14 protein-coding genes are annotated in these 19,196 nt (G+C 46.7%); 8 read left to right on the top strand and 6 right to left on the bottom strand.

All coding sequences use genetic code 11. From position 1 onward, the window contains the following. Positions 1-44 precede the first annotated feature (44 nt). Together mfd and HCZ42_RS01030 are read right to left on the bottom strand one after the other, a co-directional pair. Positions 45-3,506 (bottom strand): transcription-repair coupling factor, encoded by a 3,462-nt coding sequence (mfd, locus tag HCZ42_RS01035; protein WP_167418935.1) that lies wholly within the window; start codon positions 3,504-3,506, stop codon positions 45-47. Positions 3,507-3,517: 11 nt separating this feature from the next. After that, positions 3,518-4,084, bottom strand: coding sequence for a PilZ domain-containing protein (locus HCZ42_RS01030; RefSeq protein WP_167418934.1), 567 nt, complete (start codon positions 4,082-4,084; stop codon positions 3,518-3,520). 164 nt (positions 4,085-4,248) lie between these two features. Between HCZ42_RS01030 and lolC the strand changes: the two genes are divergently transcribed. Genes lolC through lolE form a run of 3 tightly spaced genes read left to right on the top strand, consistent with a single transcriptional unit; the run spans position 4,249 to position 7,382 of the window. After that, a complete protein-coding gene (gene lolC, locus HCZ42_RS01025; RefSeq protein WP_167418933.1) occupies positions 4,249-5,457 on the top strand; it encodes a lipoprotein-releasing ABC transporter permease subunit LolC in 1,209 nt (402 codons plus the stop codon). After that, the gene (gene lolD / locus HCZ42_RS01020) at positions 5,450-6,136 is read left to right on the top strand and encodes a lipoprotein-releasing ABC transporter ATP-binding protein LolD (RefSeq protein ID WP_167418932.1); all 687 of its coding nucleotides are present in this window, start codon (positions 5,450-5,452) and stop codon (positions 6,134-6,136) included. The genes lolC and lolD overlap by 8 nt, the downstream gene beginning before the upstream one ends. A 1-nt stretch (position 6,137) precedes the next feature. After that, positions 6,138-7,382 carry a lipoprotein-releasing ABC transporter permease subunit LolE gene (gene lolE, locus HCZ42_RS01015; protein ID WP_167418931.1) on the top strand — a complete coding sequence of 415 codons (1,245 nt, stop codon included), beginning with the start codon at positions 6,138-6,140 and terminating at the stop codon, positions 7,380-7,382. Between the two features lie 112 nt (positions 7,383-7,494). Here the strand turns inward: lolE and HCZ42_RS01010 are convergent, their stop codons facing one another. Continuing rightward, entirely contained in the window at positions 7,495-8,025 is a 531-nt protein-coding gene (locus tag HCZ42_RS01010; RefSeq protein ID WP_053408364.1) for a DUF2062 domain-containing protein, read from the bottom strand. A gap of 8 nt (positions 8,026-8,033) precedes the next feature. On the opposite strand from HCZ42_RS01010, the gene HCZ42_RS01005 reads away from it, so the two are divergent. Genes HCZ42_RS01005 through kdsB form a run of 5 tightly spaced genes read left to right on the top strand, consistent with a single transcriptional unit; the run spans position 8,034 to position 13,976 of the window. After that, positions 8,034-10,274, top strand: coding sequence for a DNA internalization-related competence protein ComEC/Rec2 (locus HCZ42_RS01005; protein WP_167418930.1), 2,241 nt, complete (start codon positions 8,034-8,036; stop codon positions 10,272-10,274). A 31-nt stretch (positions 10,275-10,305) separates the two neighbouring features. Further along, a complete protein-coding gene (gene msbA / locus HCZ42_RS01000; RefSeq protein WP_167418929.1) occupies positions 10,306-12,054 on the top strand; it encodes a lipid A ABC transporter ATP-binding protein/permease MsbA in 1,749 nt (582 codons plus the stop codon). 2 nt (positions 12,055-12,056) lie between these two features. Beyond that, entirely contained in the window at positions 12,057-13,064 is a 1,008-nt protein-coding gene (lpxK, locus tag HCZ42_RS00995) for a tetraacyldisaccharide 4'-kinase (RefSeq protein ID WP_167418928.1), read from the top strand. Beyond that, positions 13,045-13,224 carry a Trm112 family protein gene (locus HCZ42_RS00990; RefSeq protein ID WP_005474972.1) on the top strand — a complete coding sequence of 60 codons (180 nt, stop codon included), beginning with the start codon at positions 13,045-13,047 and terminating at the stop codon, positions 13,222-13,224. The genes lpxK and HCZ42_RS00990 overlap by 20 nt, the downstream gene beginning before the upstream one ends. Then, positions 13,224-13,976 carry a 3-deoxy-manno-octulosonate cytidylyltransferase gene (gene kdsB, locus HCZ42_RS00985; RefSeq protein WP_167418927.1) on the top strand — a complete coding sequence of 251 codons (753 nt, stop codon included), beginning with the start codon at positions 13,224-13,226 and terminating at the stop codon, positions 13,974-13,976. Before HCZ42_RS00990 ends, kdsB begins: the two co-directional genes overlap by 1 nt. Before the next feature lie 40 nt (positions 13,977-14,016). Here the strand turns inward: kdsB and HCZ42_RS00980 are convergent, their stop codons facing one another. The 3 genes from HCZ42_RS00980 to HCZ42_RS00970 form a co-directional block, all read right to left on the bottom strand. Beyond that, a complete protein-coding gene (locus HCZ42_RS00980; protein ID WP_167418926.1) occupies positions 14,017-15,555 on the bottom strand; it encodes a SpoVR family protein in 1,539 nt (512 codons plus the stop codon). 10 nt (positions 15,556-15,565) lie between these two features. Next, the gene (locus tag HCZ42_RS00975) at positions 15,566-16,837 is read right to left on the bottom strand and encodes a YeaH/YhbH family protein (RefSeq protein WP_167418925.1); all 1,272 of its coding nucleotides are present in this window, start codon (positions 16,835-16,837) and stop codon (positions 15,566-15,568) included. 141 nt (positions 16,838-16,978) lie between these two features. Then, entirely contained in the window at positions 16,979-18,913 is a 1,935-nt protein-coding gene (locus HCZ42_RS00970; RefSeq protein ID WP_167418924.1) for a PrkA family serine protein kinase, read from the bottom strand. Between the last annotated feature and the right edge of the window lie 283 nt (positions 18,914-19,196).

Raw genomic sequence — 19,196 nt, 5'->3', positions numbered from 1 at the left:
TAACCAGGTGGTCTCACCGTGGATAATTAATCAGCCTGAACCTATCAGGCTTTAGGTAAAAGGTTTTGTTGGAATTCACCCAACATGTCAGCAACGAATTGAATTCTCTTACGTCTATCGACTAATGGTACCGTAAACTTGAACTTAGTTGGCCCATCCATTGCGAATTTTTGTGGTTGAGACTGCAATAGTTTAACCAAATACATCGGGTTTATGTCAGCATCTGGATAGAACTCTATATATCCGCCTTTTTCGTGCGCTTCAATCTTCTTCACTTTGAGCGTTGCCGCTTGCAGTTTTAACTCTGCAATCGTGAGTAAGTTCTTGGTCGCATCCGGCAGCAGGCCAAAGCGGTCAATCAACTCGATTTTGAGGTCATCGAGCTCTTGTTTATCACCGACGCTGGCAATCTGCTTGTACATCGAAAGACGAGTGTTGATGTCTGGGATATAATCGTCAGGCAGTAGAGCAGGTAAGCGCATCTCGACTTCCGTCTGCTCCCGCAGCAGGTCATCTAGTGACGGTTCTTTCCCTTCTTTTAACGCTTCTACCGCTTGCTCTAACATCTCCATGTACAAGGTGAAACCGACCGATTGGATTTGGCCGCTCTGCTCGTCGCCAAGGAGTTCCCCTGCACCGCGGATTTCTAGATCGTGTGTTGCGAGCGTGAACCCTGCGCCTAGGTCTTCCAAAGAGGCGATCGCATCAAGACGTTTAATTGCGTCCTTAGTCATCGCTTTCGGATGTGGCGTGAGTAGGTAGGCGTAAGCTTGGTGGTGAGAACGACCCACACGACCACGCAATTGGTGTAGCTGAGCCAGACCAAGGTTATCTGCGCGATCCATGATGATGGTATTGGCGGTTGGTACGTCGATACCAGTTTCAATAATTGTGGTACAAACCAGAACGTTAAAGCGTTGGTGATAGAAATCGTTCATGATGCGCTCTAGTTCGCGCTCACGCATTTGCCCGTGCGCTACCGTAATACGCGCTTCAGGGATTAACTTCTCCAAATCTGCCGCCACTTTGTCGATAGTTTCGACTTGGTTGTGCAGGAAGTAAACCTGACCACCACGCATGATTTCACGCAGTACCGCTTCGCGAATTACCGCGTCTTCTCGCTGACGCACAAAGGTTTTGATTGCTAAACGTCTCGCTGGTGGAGTGGCAATAATCGAGAGGTCTCGCATGCCACTCATGGCCATATTCAGCGTTCTTGGGATTGGCGTCGCTGTCAGCGTGAGAATGTCGACGTCGGCGCGCATTGCTTTCATTTTCTCTTTTTGGCGTACGCCAAAGCGATGCTCTTCATCGACGATCAACAAGCCAAGATCTTTAAACTTGATGTCGTTTGACAGCAACTTGTGAGTACCTACGACAATATCCACTTTGCCATCTTCAACATCCTGCATGACTTGCTTTTGCTCTTTTGCAGACTTAAAGCGTGAAAGCACTTCGACTCGGATAGGCAAGTTGGCAAAACGGTCACGGAAGTTCTCAAAGTGTTGCTGTGCGAGTAGTGTGGTCGGGACAAGCACCGCGACTTGCTTACCATTGTCGGTCGCTAAGAATGCCGCGCGCATCGCCACTTCGGTCTTACCAAAGCCCACATCACCACAAACCAAACGGTCCATGGCTTTGGCTTGGCACATGTCTGACATGACGGCGTTGATCGCCATTGACTGATCGTCGGTTTCTTCAAATGGGAAACCCGATTTGAATGTCGCGTATTGACCCCTGTCGAGCGCGAATTTGTAGCCCGGTTTGAGTTCGCGCTTGGCGTAAACGTCTAACAGTTCCGCTGCCACATCGCGTACTTTTTCCGCCGCTTTACGTCGTGCTTTTGCCCATGCTTCGCCACCCAGTTTGTGAATAGGTGCAGCGTCTTCTGCCCCACCAGAATAGCGGCTAATCAGGTTTAATGAGGCAACAGGGACATAAAGTTTCGCTTCGTTTTGGTATTCGAGCGTGACGTATTCGGTTGTCATGCCGCCCGCTTCCAATGTCTGTAAACCAATGTAGCGACCAATACCGTGGTCGATATGCACTACAGGTTGACCTGGCTTTAGCTCTGCAAGGTTACGAATAACCGCATCGCTGTTAGTCGCTTTGCGGTCTTTTCTGCGGCGTTGGATGACGCGGTCACCGAGCAAATCACTTTCACATATCAATGCAAGGTGATCATCACCGTATAAGAAACCGTGCTCCGCAGCACCGAGGATAAGCGTGAACTTATCTTTGGCTTTTAGTGCTGAGGTAAAGTCATCGCAAGCTTTAGGGCGCAGTTTAATCGGTTGCAATAGCTCTAACAGCGCTTCGCGTCGACCTTCCGATTCGACTGAAAAAATGATCTTACCGGTGTAACTTTCACTGAACTTTCTCAGTGCCGCCATCGGCTCTTTGTTCTGGTGTTGAACGGCAAGGTCAGAAAGTGCTTGGATGCTGGCGTTATTGCGGCCTTGCTTCTCTGAGATAGGCTCAATCGAAAGCTGTAACTGTGGCAGTGATTTGAATTTACCGAACAGCTCATCTTTTTTCAGCCACAGTTCTTCTGGTGGAAGTAACGGGCGTAGCGGGTCAACTTTACGTTGATCGTAACGGTAATCGACGTCGGCTAAGAAGTTGTCAATCGATGCTTCAATATCACCGACGGTAATCAGCTGGCTGTCATCGGTAATGTAGTCGAATAGAGTTTCGGTTTGCTCGAAAAATAGCGGTTGCCAATACTCAATACCTGCGGGCCATGTGCCTTTGGAAACCTGCATATAGACGGATTCAGGCTCTCGGCGAGCTTCGAAACGTTGACGCCAACGGATTCGGAAATCTTCAATTGCGGCTTCACTGGTTGGAAATTCGTGCGCTGGTAGCAAACGGATTTCTTTTACATCGTCGATTGAGCGTTGGTTCTCAGGATCAAAAGTACGAATGGTGTCGATTTCATCATCGAAGAAGTCGATGCGGAAGGGAGCGTTCGAGCCCATCGGGAATAGATCTAAAATTGAACCACGGCTTGCGTACTCACCCGGACCAAACACTTGGTCGACGTGTCGATAGCCTGATTTCTCCAACTGAATGCGCAGTTTATCTAGCGAATACAAGTCGCCCACTTTGACCATCAAAGTGTGCTGCATCAGAAACTCACGCGGCGATTGGCGCTGTAGTAGGGTGCTGACCGGGACTATCGTGATACCGTTGGTCTGCGTCGGCAGTTGATATAATCTGGCGATACGGTCAGAAATGATCTCCTGATGCGGAGAAAAATTATCGTACGGCAGAGTTTCCCAGTCAGGGAAAAGCGCGACTTCTTGGTGTGTAAACTGTTCAATTTCTTGCAACAGTTTGAGCGCAGTTTGTGGGTCAGGTACCGCGAGTAAGGTATGGCTTGAATGTTGGTCAGCTAATTCAGCAATGGCCAACGCTAGGCTTGCGCCTTGGAGATTACCGACGAATTTTTTGTCGCCAACACCTGTTGGGCTCGCCAGTTTTAAAAGAGTAGTATCGGACATAGAAAACAGGTTTATTTGTCTCGGTTTAGTGAACGCTGACGTAGGATTTTTTGCTGTTGGTAAAGCGCGGCTTTAATTAACAGGTCTTCATCCATATCTCGTAACAGGTCATATTTCACGGTCACTAGATGTTGTTCGTCTTGAGCTTCGCATGCGATGACATGGCCGTAGCTATAAATGGCTGCGGCTGGTCGGTCTAAAAACAATTTTAAGCGGACTTTAGCATCAACAGGCAGCGGCTCTTGAGCGAGGAAACTAAATTGACTCGCACCAAATGAAGTGGTTTTAAATCTAAGTGTTGCGTCGTCTTGTTGTGACAGCATAAAGGTCAGCAGTAAGTTCAACTTGGCGTTCTGTGTATCAAGTAGCTCTATGACGTGTTTTAGTTCGCCGCTATTGAGTTCGGCGCGTGCTTTGTCGTTGAGTAAATCAAGATTACTGAACTCACTCGCAACCAAGAAAGGGGCGGGTATTTCACTTTCAAACTGATCGTAAGAAGGGAATGACTCGCCCATTGCTAATGGTTCGACGTTAATCGTCATTTTATGGTGGACGCTAAAGTATTCTTGATCAGACATGTGAAATTTCCTTCTTTAATCTTCTGATTATCGCCATACGAAGCAACTAATCAAGGTATGTCATTGTTTATCACACATTTTGACGTGTAATTAGCAAATAAGGGCTACACCCACCCGTTATAAATCGGTACATTAGCAGCTATCAAACGTTAACGGTCTATTTTATGTTTCATCCGATTTCGGCTTTTATCGGGCTACGTTATTTGCGTGGACGTTCCGGTGATAGATTCAGTCGATTTGTTTCTTATATGTCTACAGCGGGTATCACCATCGGGGTGATGTCTCTGGTTACCGTGCTATCGGTAATGAATGGGTTTGAAGCGCAGCTTAAAGGACGCATCCTCGGCGTACTTCCACAAGCGATTGTTTCTCAAGAGGGCGGCAAAACAACGAGAACGGAACAAGCGCCTCAGTTTATACAAAACTTATCGAGCGCGGCGCATCCTGAACCTATAGTTCAGAGTGAAGCCGTTATTCAAAGCTCATCACAACTAACGGCAGGTTTGCTGATTGGGATTAAGCCTAGCGACCATGACCCCATTGAGCAGCACTTAATTGCTGGCCGATTGACGAACATGCAAGCGGGTAAATATCAGGTGTTTCTTGGTCATACTTTGGCACGCAATATGGGGGTGTCGATAGGCGACAAAGTCAGGCTGATGGTAACCAGCGCCAGCCAGTTTACACCGTTAGGGCGAATCCCGAGCCAACGTATGTTTACCGTTGCTGGCATCTACAATACGGGCTCCGATGTGGATGGCCAGTTAATGCTGACGCATATCGACGATGCAGCGCGCTTATTGAGACTGAAAAGTGACACGATGACGGGCTGGCGTTTGTTTTTCGCTGACCCGTTTGTAGTTTCTGAGTTGAGTGAAGCCGATTTACCTCAAGGTTGGAAGTGGCAAGACTGGCGTGACCAACGTGGCGAACTTTTCCAGGCTGTACGTATGGAGAAGAACATGATGGGGCTGATGCTGGGACTTATTATCGGGGTTGCTGCGTTTAACATCATTTCTGCGCTTATCATGGTGGTGATGGAGAAGCAGGCAGAAGTCGCGATATTAAAAACTCAAGGCATGACGGACAAACAAGTTCTTGCCATCTTTATGGTTCAAGGCGCGAGTAGTGGTGTGATGGGCGCATTGATCGGCGGCACGCTGGGAGTGCTTTTGGCGAACAACCTCAACACGTTACTGGAAAGTGCGGGTGTCGCACTATTCTCTGTTGGCGGACAACTACCTGTTTTAATTAACCCGATTCAAATCGTGGTGGTCGTAGTATTGGCAATTGCACTTAGCTTACTCGCGACACTTTTTCCTTCTTACCGTGCATCTTCTGTAAAACCAGCTGAGGCTTTGAGATATGAGTAACCTTCTACAGTGTCACAATATTTGTAAAACATACCGCGAAGGGACACTCGATACTCAGGTATTAAAAGGTGTGAGTTTTGAACTGAAAGAAGGTGAGTTGGCGTCGATCATCGGCTCGTCGGGTTCGGGCAAAAGCACCTTACTGCATATTTTAGGTGCGCTTGATGATGCGACCGAAGGTCATGTCACTTTTCTTGGCGATGAGTTGTCGGCGCTAAGTTCTAATAAACAGGCAAAGATTCGTAACCAACACTTGGGGTTCGTCTATCAGTTCCACCATCTTTTGGCTGACTTCAGCGCGCTAGAAAATGTTGCAATGCCACTATTGATTGGTGGCATGAGAACAGGAGCGGCGAAAGAAAAAGCCAAAGTCCTGTTGGATAAAGTGGGTTTGAGTCATCGAATCGACCACCGTCCATCAGAGTTATCAGGCGGTGAAAGACAACGAGTGGCAATTGCACGCGCGCTGGTGAATAGCCCAGCATTGGTACTAGCAGATGAGCCGACTGGTAACTTGGACCACAAAACAGCACTAGCGATCTACGATCTGATGCGTGAGTTGAATAAAGAGTCTGGGACTGCCTTTTTAGTCGTGACCCACGATGGTGAGTTAGCAGCGAAGATGGACCGACAACTACATATGCAAGATGGGTTGCTGCTCAATGTAGGGGAGGCGTAAGTTGTTCTCTTCTCTTTCATTATTTATCGGTCGACGTTTTAGTCGCGCGAAACAGCGTAACAAAATGGTGTCGTTCATTTCGCTCTCTTCTACGTTGGGTATTATGGTTGGCGTCGCGGTGATCATCATCGGTCTCTCTGCGATGAATGGCTTTGAGCGTGAGCTGAAAGACCGTGTGCTCTCGGTCATTTCACATGGTGAGTTTGAAGGTGTGAAAGAACCGATTCTTGACTGGCAGTCGGTCGTCAATCAAGCCGAAAAGCATCCAGAGGTCGAAGCGGCGGCACCTTATGTCAGGTTGACGGCTTTGGCAGAGAAAGGCTCACAACTTAAAGCGATCGAGGTGCGTGGCGTTGACCCAGCGCAAGAAGAAAAAGTCTCTAATCTCAACCAGTACATCGAACGTGATGTGTGGAATAACTTCGCTGCGGGATCTAAGCAAGTCATTCTAGGTCAAGGCGTGGCGAGTTTATTGGGTGTTGAACAAGGGGATTATCTAACCTTGATGATTCCTTCTATGGGCTCAACCAGCAAGGTTCAAGCACCAAAACGTGTGCGAGTTCAAGTCGCAGGATTGTTGACGTTAAATGGCCAGATTGACCACAACCTTGCGTTAGTGCCGTTGGCAGACGCTCAGCAATACGCGAAGTTGAACCAAGGCGTGACGGGTGTATCGCTGAAAGTCTCTGACGTGCTAAATGCAACACAAATTATACGCGAGTCGGGCAACACTCTAGATGTCTATGTTTATCTGCGTAGCTGGCAGCAGAAGTACGGGTTCTTGTACCGAGACATTCAGTTAGTAAGAACCATTATGTATTTAGTCATGGTGCTGGTGATCGGAGTGGCGAGTTTTAATATCGTGTCAACTCTGATGATGGCTGTCAAAGACCGCGCATCTGAAATCGCCATCTTACGTACAATGGGCGCAACGGACGGTCTGGTGAAACGAATCTTCGTTTGGCAAGGCGTATTCTCGGGTGTACTCGGCAGTTTGGTCGGTAGTGTGATTGGCGTCGCGGTTGCGTTGAATCTGACGCAGATAATCTCAGCATTGGAGCGTTTAATCGGGCATAAGTTTTTGTCTGGTGACATATACTTTGTTGATTTCTTACCGTCTCAAGTCAATGTGGCAGATGTGGTGTTGGTCTCTTCGACTGCGATTGTTCTTAGTCTACTGGCGACTTGGTATCCTGCCTCTCGAGCGAGTAAGCTTAACCCGGCTGCGGTACTTAGTTCCAAGTAACGCATACCACCTCAAAACGCAAAAAGGACCATCACGGTCCTTTTTTCATACTTGTTTATCAGCTCAGTTACACTCTGACGTTAACTCAACTCAAATCTATACAGCGCCAACTTTACTTCTTAAGCAGTCCGCCTAATCTGATTTTGCGTTTCTGCCAACTACGAACCACTGAGTAGCGCCATAGTGCTTTAATGCCAAAATAGCCCAGCATGGCGGAAACCAAACCGCAAATCATACACCCGAGTAAAAACGGTGGGCCAATGGTGTTCATTTGTTGGACGATAAATTCCCAGGAAAGCTCAAAGTGGAAAGGTTGCGGTGGTACGTGCATTACCCAGGCGCCAATCTTGTACGCAAAATAGAACAGGACTGGCATGGTGATTGGGTTGCTGACCCAAACTAGCGCGACGGAGAGAGGTAGGTTTACGCCACACACAATAGCTAGCCCGGCTGACATGATCATTTGGCTTGGAAGCGGTACAAACGCCATAAATAACCCAACAGCAAATGCACCAGCCGCTGAACGGCGGTTCAGACACCATAAGTTGGGGTTGTATAGCACATTGCCAAAAATCTTTAATGCCTTCTGACGCTTGATTACTTCGTGGTCAGGCATAAAGCGTTTTATGAACTTTCTTGGCATGGGGGAAAATGACTCTCTACTTAATTTATTGGACGCTTGTGTCGTTCGCGATCGTTATTTTTACCGCCCCCACATGGCCTACATTGCCAAACTGGGGTTGGATTGCTCCCTGTATTGGTTTAATCGCACTTTCACTAAAAGTCAAAACGCTAAGAGTTTGTATTGGTTTAGCTTTCGCATGTGGAGTCATACTCATTCATGGAAATCTTCTGCGCCACCAAACAGATAAGCTTTTTAAAACTGGTTCGGATATTATCATAAATGCGGAGGTTGACAGCTTTTTTAAGCAAATAAGTCACGGCTTTCAGGGCAGAGTTGTAGTTAGATCAATCAATGGACGAAGATTGAGCATGTTTGAACGTCCAACTTTGTGGCTTACCTCTCCACATCCTTTGAAAATAGGCGATCAAGTCACCACCCAAGTCTCATTGAAACCAATTGCTGGTTTAATGAACAATGTTGGCTTTGACGCAGAAAAGTTTGCGCTTTCACGTTCAGTTGTTGCAAGAGCGTCGATCAAACCTTCCACCAGTTTCTTTATCGTTAATCAGTCTTCGCTGAGACAGACGTTATATGATCGCTTAGTCAGTGATATTCAAAGTTTGCAACACAGGGGGTTGATAGAAGCGCTACTGTTTGGAGTGCGGCACAACATATCTCAGCAAACGTGGCAAAATTTACAATCCAGTGGACTTAGCCATCTGATTGCGATCTCAGGGCTACATATTGGGATTATGTTTACTCTTGGTTGGGGGCTTGGACGTATCGCACTTGTCGTAAACGCTCGGTATTACTTAATGCCGCTGCTTTGTGCGATGGCCTTTGCCGTTGCTTATGCCTGGCTAGCAGGGTTCTCAATTCCCACGCGCCGTGCATTATTAATGTGTGTACTGTTTTGTTTGCTCCAAACTAGCCAGCGGCAAATTCCGATGCCGTTAAAGTGGTTAATTATCCTATGTATTTTGCTGGTGGTATCGCCATTTTCCAGTGTGGACGTCAGCCTCTGGTTATCTATGACCGCTGTCGGCATTATCTTTGTTTATCTAGGGTTAAACACACACCGGCGCAGCGGTTGGAAAATGGCGCTAGAAGTCCAAGTATTTATCGTCACTGCGATGGCGCCCATGATTGCGCTGCTATTTCATGGTGTCAGCCTCAGTGCTATCGCTTACAACTTTATCTTCGTACCCTGGTTTAGTTTTGTTGTGGTTCCGCTTAGTTTTCTTGGCTTGCTGGGTTCGCTGTTGTTTTCGGAGTCGAACTTTCTTTGGCCGCTGGTGAATCTTAGTCTTGAGCCAGTTGCTTACCTAGCGTCGCTTTCTGATCATACATGGTTCGAATTGTCTGCTACTCAAGTGGAGTTGTTGATCTGTTCGGTGCTGATCGTTTTTCTTAGTCGATGGTTAACACATAAGGCGCTGATTGTGCAGGTTGTTGTCTTAGTATGCGTAAGATACGACTGGAACCCCAAGCCGCTTTGGCAGTTGATTGTACTAGACGTTGGACATGGTTTGTCGGTGATTGCCGTACAGGAGCAGCATGCTTTGGTTTATGACACTGGCGTCGCTTGGGGAGATTCGAGTATCGCTCAGCAAGTGCTATTGCCAACCTTGATTAATAAAGGTGTACGCCAACTCGATTTCTTCGTGATCAGTCATTTTGATAGTGACCACGCAGGAGATTGGCAAGCGGTGGTAAATCGTATGGGGACACAACGTTTTGTTACCAGCCAGAGAGAAGTAGGAAATACCAAGTGTGTCGGAGGGGAAGAGTGGCAATGGCGCTCAATTGCTGTTGATGTGCTTTGGCCTCCACAAAGTGTGCCGCGTGCTTATAATCCGCAATCTTGCGTCATCAAGTTACGTCATCAAGGCTCCCCTTACTCGGTATTGTTGCCGGGTGATATCGATGCGATTTCTGAATGGCTGCTCTTACAGGGCAAGCGTGGGTTGGATGCGGACATTTTGCTTGTCCCTCATCACGGCAGTAAAACTTCTTCTGTACCGAAGTTTATCGAAGCTGTCTCTCCCGAAGTTGCGATTGCTTCGACCGCAAAATCCGGGCGATGGGAATTGCCTCATCCAGCGGTGGTTGCACGCTACCAAAACCAGCAAGTTGAGTGGCTTGATACCGGAACTTCAGGGCAAATAGTGGTGAGCTTTTATTCAGAACATTATTCAGTGAACCAACTTAGGGTGAGCAAAGGCGGCGCTTGGTATAGGCAGATGCTACGTAAGGGGGTAGAATAGGCGGATTATTGTAAGAAAAATAAGCAGTTCTATGTCACTGAATAAAGACGAAACTACTTTACAAACATTTAAGCGTTTGTGGATCTATATCCGCCTGTACAAAGCGGGCCTTGCGGTTGCCGTAGTTGCTCTGATTATTAACGCTGCCGCAGACACTTACATGGTGTCTTTACTTAAACCACTTCTTGATGAAGGTTTTGGTAACGCTGAGTCTGACTTCTTTCGTGTACTCCCATTGATTATTCTCGGCATGATGGTTATTCGCGGTTTAAGTGGATTTGTCTCCTCCTACTGTTTGAGCTGGGTATCCGGCAACGTAGTCATGTTGATGCGTCGCAGCATCTTCAAGCAGTTTATGCACATGCCTGTTGCATTCTTCGATAAAGAATCAACGGGTGGTTTGCTCTCTCGAATTACTTATGATTCAGAACAGGTTGCAGGTGCTACAAGTCGCGCGTTAGTCAGCATTGTTCGTGAAGGTGCGAGCATTATCGGTCTGCTAATTTTGATGTTTTGGAACAGTTGGCAACTTTCGCTGGTTCTGATCGTCATTGCTCCTGTCGTCGCTTGGGCGATTGGCTTTGTCTCTAAGCGTTTCCGTAAGATTTCAAAGAATATGCAAGACTCGATGGGGCGCGTAACTTCATCTGCAGAACAAATGCTAAAAGGCCATAAAGTCGTACTCAGCTACGGTGGTCAAAACATCGAAAGCCAGCGTTTCGATGTAGTCAGTAACCGCATGCGTCAACAGTCTATGAAATTGGTGGCGGCTAAGTCGATTGCTAACCCTGTGATTCAGTTGATTGCTTCATTTGCGTTGGTTGTCGTACTGTTCTTGGCAAGCTTTGAAGAAATTCGTAGCCAGTTGACTCCGGGGACGTTTACCGTCGTATTCTCTGCGATGTTCGGTATGATGCGCCCACTTAAAGCGCTGACAAATGTAACCTCTGACTTCCAACGTGGTATGGCAGCGAGCCAAACCCTGTTCGCGCTAATGGATCTTGAAACTGAAAAAGATACGGGCACTTATGAAACTGACCATGTCCGTGGTGAGATTGAAGTGAAAGACGTGACCTTTACCTATCAAGGTAAAGAAAAACCGGCGCTTCGCAACGTAAGCTTCAAGATCCCTCAAGGGAAAACCGTGGCGCTCGTCGGTCGCTCTGGCTCGGGTAAGAGTACCATTGCAAACCTATTCACCCGTTTCTACGACGTCGATTCTGGCAGCATTATGCTCGACGATCATGACGTTCGTGATTTCAAACTACTGAACTTGCGTTCTCATTTCGCTTTAGTGTCGCAGAACGTACACCTGTTTAACGACACCATCGCCAACAACATTGCATACGCAGCAGAAGATAAATACACCCGCGAGCAAATCGAAGAAGCGGCACGCCTAGCGTACGCGATGGATTTCATCGAACCAATGGAACACGGTTTAGATACTATGATTGGTGAGAACGGCGCAAGCTTATCTGGCGGTCAAAGACAGCGTATCGCGATTGCCCGCGCTCTGTTGCGAGACGCCCCTGTACTTATCCTTGATGAAGCCACTTCGGCTCTGGATACGGAATCAGAAAAAGCGATTCAGTCAGCGCTGGACGAGTTGCAGAAAAATAAGACAGTACTTGTGATAGCACACCGCTTATCGACTATCGAAAATGCTGATGAAATCTTGGTAATCGATGAAGGTGAAGTGGTAGAGCGTGGCGATCATCAAACGCTGATCGAAAAAGATGGTGCTTACGCGCAGTTACACCGCATTCAGTTTGGTGGCTAAGCGTGATTGAAAAAATCTGGTTCGAAAATCACCCGATGAAATATCTTCTGTGGCCATTGCTTTGGCCACTGAGTGTGTTGTTTGGTGTGATCAGTCGTTCAAGACGTAGCAAATATCAATCAGGAGCGAAAGAAAGCTATCGCGCACCAGTGCCTGTTATCGTAGTAGGTAATATTACCGCTGGTGGTAATGGCAAGACACCGGTGGTGATTTGGTTGGTCGAGCATCTGCAGAAATTGGGTTACAAACCGGGTGTGGTTTCTCGCGGGTACGGAGCGAAAGCACCAAGTTACCCATTAGTCGTAGACAATACCACGTCAACCAAACACTGTGGCGATGAACCTAAACTGATTTTCAAACGAACTGGGGCACCAGTAGCGGTATCACCGATACGTAGCGAAGCGGTGCAAGCGTTGTTGCCGCTTGGCGTTGACATCATCATTACCGATGATGGTTTACAGCACTATGCACTACAACGCGATATTGAGCTAGTGGTGGTTGACGGTGAACGTCGATTTGGTAACCAATCATTGATACCACTGGGTCCATTGCGTGAAAGTGTCGAGCGCCTCAATGAAGTTGACTTCATTATTACCAACGGTGGTAAAGCGCACGGCGGTGAAGCTGCTATGTCGCTCTCACCAAGTTTTGCTGTGAACCTAAAGAACCGTCAGCAAGTGCCAGTTAGTCAGCTAAGCAATCTGGTCGCTATGGCGGGGATAGGGCATCCACCACGCTTTTTCAATACATTAGAAAAGCTTGGGGCTAAACTAAACTATGCCCAAGGGTTTGCTGATCATAAAGATTTTATACCGGCAGAGTTAGAGGCCTTGTCCAAGCGTGGCGAGCACCTGATAATGACCGAGAAAGATGCAGTAAAATGCGCTGACTATGCGAAAGATAACTGGTGGTATTTACCCGTTACCGCGAGCTTTAATCAACAAGATGAGCAGCGTATTTTGAACAAAATAAAAGAGGTTAAGGAAAAATATGGATCACCGTCTGCTTGAAATCGTCGCATGCCCAGTATGTAAAGGTAAGCTAACTTTTGATAAAGATAAGCAAGAGCTGATCTGCAAACTGGACCGCCTAGCGTACCCAATCAAGGAAGGTATTCCTGTTCTATTGGAACCTGAAGCTCGTCAAATGAGCATGGATGAGGGACGATAATGTCATTTACAGTCGTTATTCCAGCGCGCTATCAGTCCACACGTTTGCCGGGTAAACCGCTGGCGGATATTGGTGGTAAACCGATGGTTCAGTGGGTTTACGAACAAGCGATTCAAGCTGGCGCGGATCAGGTCATCATCGCAACGGATGATGAGCGTGTGGAAAAAGCCGTCAAAGCTTTTGGTGGCGACGTTTGTATGACATCTCCTGACCATGAGTCTGGCACTGAGCGTTTGGCAGAAGTGGTTAAGTTAAAGAACATTCCTGATGACCACATCATCGTTAATGTTCAAGGTGATGAGCCGCTTATCCCGCCTTCGATCATCTCTCAAGTTGCTAATAACCTTGCGGCAAGCCAAGCACCGATGGCGACATTGGCAGTAGAAATCGAAGACGAAGCCGAAGTGTTTAATCCAAATGCGGTTAAAGTGTTGACAGATAAAGACGGTTACGCGATGTATTTCAGCCGCGCGACGATTCCTTGGGACCGTGATAATTTTGCAAACGGTGGCAAGACGATCGCTCAACCACTAATGCGTCATATCGGTATCTACGCTTACCGCGCTGGATTCATCAACACCTACATCAACTGGGAGCCGACAACACTTGAGAAAATCGAGTGTTTGGAACAGCTTCGAGTGCTTTGGTACGGTGAGAAAATCCATGTTGAAGTCGCTAAACAAGCGCCGTCTGCGGGTGTAGACACACCAGAAGATTTGGAAGTAGTGAGAAACATCATTGCTAACCAATAAAGAAAAAGGCCCATTGTGGGCCTTTTTCGATCTATTGTGTTTAGATTTTTCCGTCGTATTCATTTCTCTTCGGACAGGTCGATAAAATTTCACGATGTCCCGACTCTTTGACCTCTTCCAGAACCACGCTAAAACCCCATAAACGGTAAAGGTGTTTAAGTACTTCATCGTAGCTCTCATCGAGCGGAATTCTATCGTGAGGTACGTACTGGAGCGTTAACGAGCGGTCTCCTCTAACATCCACGTTGTAGACTTGAATGTTCGGCTCGAGATTACTCAGGTTGTACTGCGCGGCTAATTTTTCTCGGATCGCGTGATAGCCCATATCGTCGTGGATTGCGGTGACTTCGATATAGTTTTTTCTGTCATCATCGGTGATTGCGAACAGTTTAAAATCACGCATCAGTTTTGGTGAAAGGTACTGACTAATAAAGCTTTCATCTTTGAAGTTATGCATCGCAAAGTGAACCGCTTCCAGCCAGTCGGAGCCCGCTAACTCAGGGAACCATTCTTTATCTTCGTCGGTAGGCTCTTCACAGATTCTGCGAATATCACGGAACATCGCGAAGCCCAATGCGTATGGGTTAATACCACTGAAATAGGGGCTGTTATACGCTGGCTGCGCGACGACACTGGTATGGCTATGAAGAAATTCTAAGATAAATCGTTCACTTACCAACCCTTCATCGTAAAGATGATTGAGAATCGTGTAGTGCCAGAATGTTGCCCAGCCTTCGTTCATGACTTGAGTCTGCTTCTGTGGATAGAAATACTGACTGATCTTACGTACGATTCTTACAATCTCACGTTGCCAAGGTTCAAGCAGAGGTGCGTGTTTTTCAATAAAATACAGGATGTTTTCCTGAGGTTCAGATGGAAAACGTTGCTTAGATTTTTCTTGAGCGATTTTGGACTTAGGAACGGTGCGCCATAAATCATTTACTTGAGACTGCAAATAAGCCTCGCGCTCTTCCTGGCGCAGTTTCTCTTCCGCGATTGAAATTTTCTCAGGACGTTTGTACCTATCCACGCCAAAGTTCATTAACGCGTGGCAGGAATCGAGCAACTCCTCAACTTCTTTGACACCGTACTTCTCTTCGCACTCTGCGATGTATTTCTTCGCAAACAATAGATAGTCAATGATGGAGCTTGCATCCGTCCAAGTCTGGAATAGGTAGTTGCCTTTAAAGAAAGAGTTGTGACCGTAGCAAGCGTGAGCCATCACCAAGGCTTGCATCGCAACGGTATTCTCTTCCATTAAATAAGCGATACACGGGTCGGAGTTGATCACGATCTCATACGCTAACCCCATTTGCCCGTGCTTATACCCTTGCTCGGTTTGGATAAACTTTTTACCGAATGACCAATGGTTATAATTGATCGGCATACCAATACTGGAGTAAGCATCCATCATTTGCTCAGAAGTGATGACCTCAATCTGATTTGGATAGGTGTCGAGACGATAGTGCTCGGCAACACGTTGTATTTCAACGTGGTAACGATCGAGCAGGTCAAAGGTCCAATCTGGTCCATCAGGCAGCATCTTCTCTTTGGTTGGCTTTTTAGTTGTTGTCGCCATAGCGGCCTCCCTATGCTGTTTCCTTTCTGAAGAGCTCTCTGAATACCGGGTAGATATCTTCTACGCTACGGATGTTTTTCATCGCGAAGTTGTCGTAACTACCCTCAAGTTTTTCATATTCGTGCCACAGCGTTTGATGAGAGCGGCGCGTAATTTCTATATAAGAAAAGTACTGACAGTTTGGCAGTAGGTGCTTGGTTAACAGTTCACGGCAGCGAGGCGAGTCATCCGCCCAGTTATCACCGTCTGAGGCTTGAGCCGCATAGATATTCCACTCACCGGTTGGGAATCGGTCTGCGACGATCTCTTTCATGAGTTTTAGAGCACTGGAAACAATCGTACCACCTGTTTCTTGGGAGTAGAAAAACTCATGTTCATCCACTTCCTTAGCTTGGGTATGGTGACGAATAAATACGACTTCGACGTTCTCGTAAGTTCGAGTTAGGAACAAATAGAGCAAAACGTAGAAACGCTTGGCAATATCTTTGGTTGCTTGGTCCATAGAACCAGAGACGTCCATCAAACAGAACATCACTGCTTGGCTAGATGGAATAGGGCGACGCTCGTAATTTTTGAAGCGCAAGTCAAAGGTATCAATGAACGGGACTGCAGCAATTTTCTCGCGCAGTTCTTGGATTTCCGCTTTGAGGCGTTTTTCTTCGAGTAGCTGGGCGGGCTCGCTATTTTTGATGCGTTCGAGTTCTTCTTCCAATTCATGGAGGAAGCGCTTTTTACCAGCCGTCATCGCGGTGCGACGAGCCAGCGATTGTTGGAGCGACTTTACAATAGAGATATTGGCGGGCACACCAGCGGTTTGATAGCCCGAACGATGCGTTTTCCACTCGGTAATCTTATTGATTTGATTCTTTTCTAGGTTAGGGAGTTCTAAGTCTTCAAAGAGAATATCCAAATATTCATCTTTTGAAATTTGGAACACAAAATCGTCTTGGCCTTCGCCATCAGGACTTGCGTCGCCATCGCCTGAACCGCCGCCTTGACCGCCACCTTTAGGGCGTTCAATTTTGTCGCCTGTGATGAATTGGTCGTTACCTGGATGAACACGTTCTTTAAGGCCGCCTCGACCTTGATGAAAAACAGGTTCTTTGATGTCTTTATGAGGGATCGAGACATCCTCGCCAGTCTCGGTATTGGTAATTGAGCGACGATTTACCGCGTCTGCAACAGACTCTTTAATTTGTTCCTTGTGACGACGCAAGAATCGTTGGCGGTTTACCGCACTCTTATTCTTGCCGTTTAGTCGTCGGTCAATAAATTGCGCCATGAGTCACCCCTTTTCGTACACGCAGCCTAAGCACTAATGTTGATCGTGCATCCCGCCTCTACCAGAGCTAACAGCTCTGGCAGGGACATCTTGGGTACTCGACTACTCTATTTATTAGCGTAGTCGAGTTGAGGCTCATTACTATGAAGATTTACGTACGCGTAAGTACCATTCGGATAGTAGGCGAACCTGTTTCTCGGTATATCCTTTCTCCATCATACGAGCGACAAAGTCATCGTGTTTTTTCTGGTCTTCAGAAGACGTTTTCGCATTGAAGGAGATGACGGGTAGTAGCTCTTCGGTATTGGAGAACATTTTCTTCTCAATAACCGTGCGTAGTTTCTCGTAACTGGTCCACGCCGGATTTTGCCCTTTGTTATTTGCACGGGCACGTAGGACGAAGTTAACGATTTCGTTACGGAAATCTTTAGGGTTGCTAATGCCAGCTGTTTTTTCGATTTTCTCCAATTCGTTGTTTAGTGCAGAGCGGTCAAATAGCTGTCCGGTTTCTGGATCGCGGTATTCTTGGTCTTGGATCCAGAAGTCAGCGTAGGTGACGTAGCGGTCGAAGATGTTTTGTCCGTATTCAGAGTAAGATTCCAAGTAGGCGGTTTGGATTTCTTTTCCGATGAACTCGACATAGCGCGGTACTAAGTAGCCTTTCAAAAACTCAAGATACTTCTCTGCGGTTTCTTGTGGGAACTGTTCTCGTTCAATTTGCTGTTCAATAACGTAGAATAGATGAACTGGGTTCGCCGCCACTTCGGTTTGGTCGAAGTTGAAGACGCGTGACAGGATCTTGAAGGCAAAACGGGTCGATAGCCCGGACATACCTTCATCAACACCCGCAAAGTCGCGATATTCTTGGTAGCTTTTTGCCTTTGGATCGGTGTCTTTTAATGTTTCACCATCGTATACACGCATTTTAGAGAAGATAGACGAGTTCTCAGGCTCTTTCAGACGAGACAGAATACTGAACTGGGAAAGGAGTTCCAATGTGCTCGGTGAGCATGGCGCTTTGGCCAATTCTGAATGGTCGAGTAGTTTTTGGTAAATCTTAACTTCTTCTGATACACGCAAACAGTATGGCACTTTGACAATGTAAACACGGTCTAGGAATGCCTCATTGTTTTTGTTATTACGGAAGGTTTGCCACTCGGATTCATTTGAGTGGGCGAGAATCATGCCTTCAAACGGTAGGGCAGAAAGGCCTTCGGTACCGTTGTAGTTACCTTCTTGAGTTGCAGTCAGTAGAGGGTGAAGCACTTTAATTGGCGCTTTGAACATCTCTACGAACTCCATCAAACCTTGGTTGGCACGACATAATGCACCAGAGTAGCTGTATGCGTCTGGGTCGTCTTGTGAATAGTGCTCGAGTTTGCGGATATCAACCTTACCAACCAATGATGAGATATCTTGATTGTTTTCGTCACCAGGTTCTGTTTTGGCTACCGCGATTTGATCGAGGATAGATGGACGAACTTTTACGACCTTGAACTTAGTAATGTCGCCACCAAATTCATGAAGTCGCTTCGCGGCCCAAGGTGACATGATTGAGCGTAAGTAGCGTTGATCGATACCGTATTCGCGTTTAAGCAGTTCGCCGTCTTCATTGACGTCAAACAAGCAGAATGGATGGTCGTTTACGGGGCTTCGTACACCGTCAACCGACAGAACATAAATAGGTACTTGCTGCATTAGCGCTTTCAGTTTTTCAGCAAGTGATGATTTACCACCGCCCACAGGACCAAGTAGGTAAAGGATCTGTTTACGTTCTTCTAACCCTTGAGCAGCGTGTTTTAGATACGAAACGATTTGTTCAATGGCATCTTCCATACCGTAGAAGTCTTTGAACGTTGGGTATCTAGAAATCACCCGGTTAGAGAAAATACGACTCAAGCGTGGATCATGCGAAGTATCGATGAGCTCGGGTTCTCCAATCGCCATCAGCAAACGCTCGGCGGCATTGGCATACGCGCTCTTATCATCCCGACAAAGTGCTAAGAATTCTTGCAAAGATAACTCTTCATCCTTGGCTGCTTCATAGCGTGCTTGATAATGGTCAAAAATACTCATAATGAATTCCCCTCTGAACTTGCCTTAACGGCAATCAACCCGCATAGAAAAAGCTATTCCATTCTTAATTAAGACTAGTTTGTTTTTCGAATTTTGCTTAAAAAATATGTGTTTATTTGCAAATTGTGATGAACCACAGAATGTCAGCAGTGACCAACAAAGAGGTTGATAGATAACTAATTATGGTTGGATAACTCGAAGAGTGGGTAATGAGAAGTTATACATTTATAAGGTGAATATCTCAGTGGCTATTTGGTCATTGCTTGAGAAGTAAACAGCGGAT

This window comes from Vibrio hepatarius (assembly GCF_011806575.1).
GTDB lineage: Bacteria > Pseudomonadota > Gammaproteobacteria > Enterobacterales > Vibrionaceae > Vibrio > Vibrio hepatarius_A.
Note: the sequence above shows the minus strand (reverse complement) of the source record. Positions and strands in the feature narration are given on the sequence as shown.

Coding starts and splice junctions, on each gene's coding strand:
- HCZ42_RS00980 (WP_167418926.1), bottom strand. CDS start 15,555: ATGGCGACAACAACTAAAAAGCCAACCAAAGAGAAGATGCTGCCTGAT.
- HCZ42_RS01030 (WP_167418934.1), bottom strand. CDS start 4,084: ATGTCTGATCAAGAATACTTTAGCGTCCACCATAAAATGACGATTAAC.
- msbA (WP_167418929.1), top strand. CDS start 10,306: ATGTCACTGAATAAAGACGAAACTACTTTACAAACATTTAAGCGTTTG.
- HCZ42_RS01010 (WP_053408364.1), bottom strand. CDS start 8,025: ATGCCAAGAAAGTTCATAAAACGCTTTATGCCTGACCACGAAGTAATC.
- HCZ42_RS00970 (WP_167418924.1), bottom strand. CDS start 18,913: ATGAGTATTTTTGACCATTATCAAGCACGCTATGAAGCAGCCAAGGAT.
- lolC (WP_167418933.1), top strand. CDS start 4,249: ATGTTTCATCCGATTTCGGCTTTTATCGGGCTACGTTATTTGCGTGGA.
- mfd (WP_167418935.1), bottom strand. CDS start 3,506: ATGTCCGATACTACTCTTTTAAAACTGGCGAGCCCAACAGGTGTTGGC.
- HCZ42_RS01005 (WP_167418930.1), top strand. CDS start 8,034: ATGACTCTCTACTTAATTTATTGGACGCTTGTGTCGTTCGCGATCGTT.
- lolD (WP_167418932.1), top strand. CDS start 5,450: ATGAGTAACCTTCTACAGTGTCACAATATTTGTAAAACATACCGCGAA.
- HCZ42_RS00975 (WP_167418925.1), bottom strand. CDS start 16,837: ATGGCGCAATTTATTGACCGACGACTAAACGGCAAGAATAAGAGTGCG.
- kdsB (WP_167418927.1), top strand. CDS start 13,224: ATGTCATTTACAGTCGTTATTCCAGCGCGCTATCAGTCCACACGTTTG.
- HCZ42_RS00990 (WP_005474972.1), top strand. CDS start 13,045: ATGGATCACCGTCTGCTTGAAATCGTCGCATGCCCAGTATGTAAAGGT.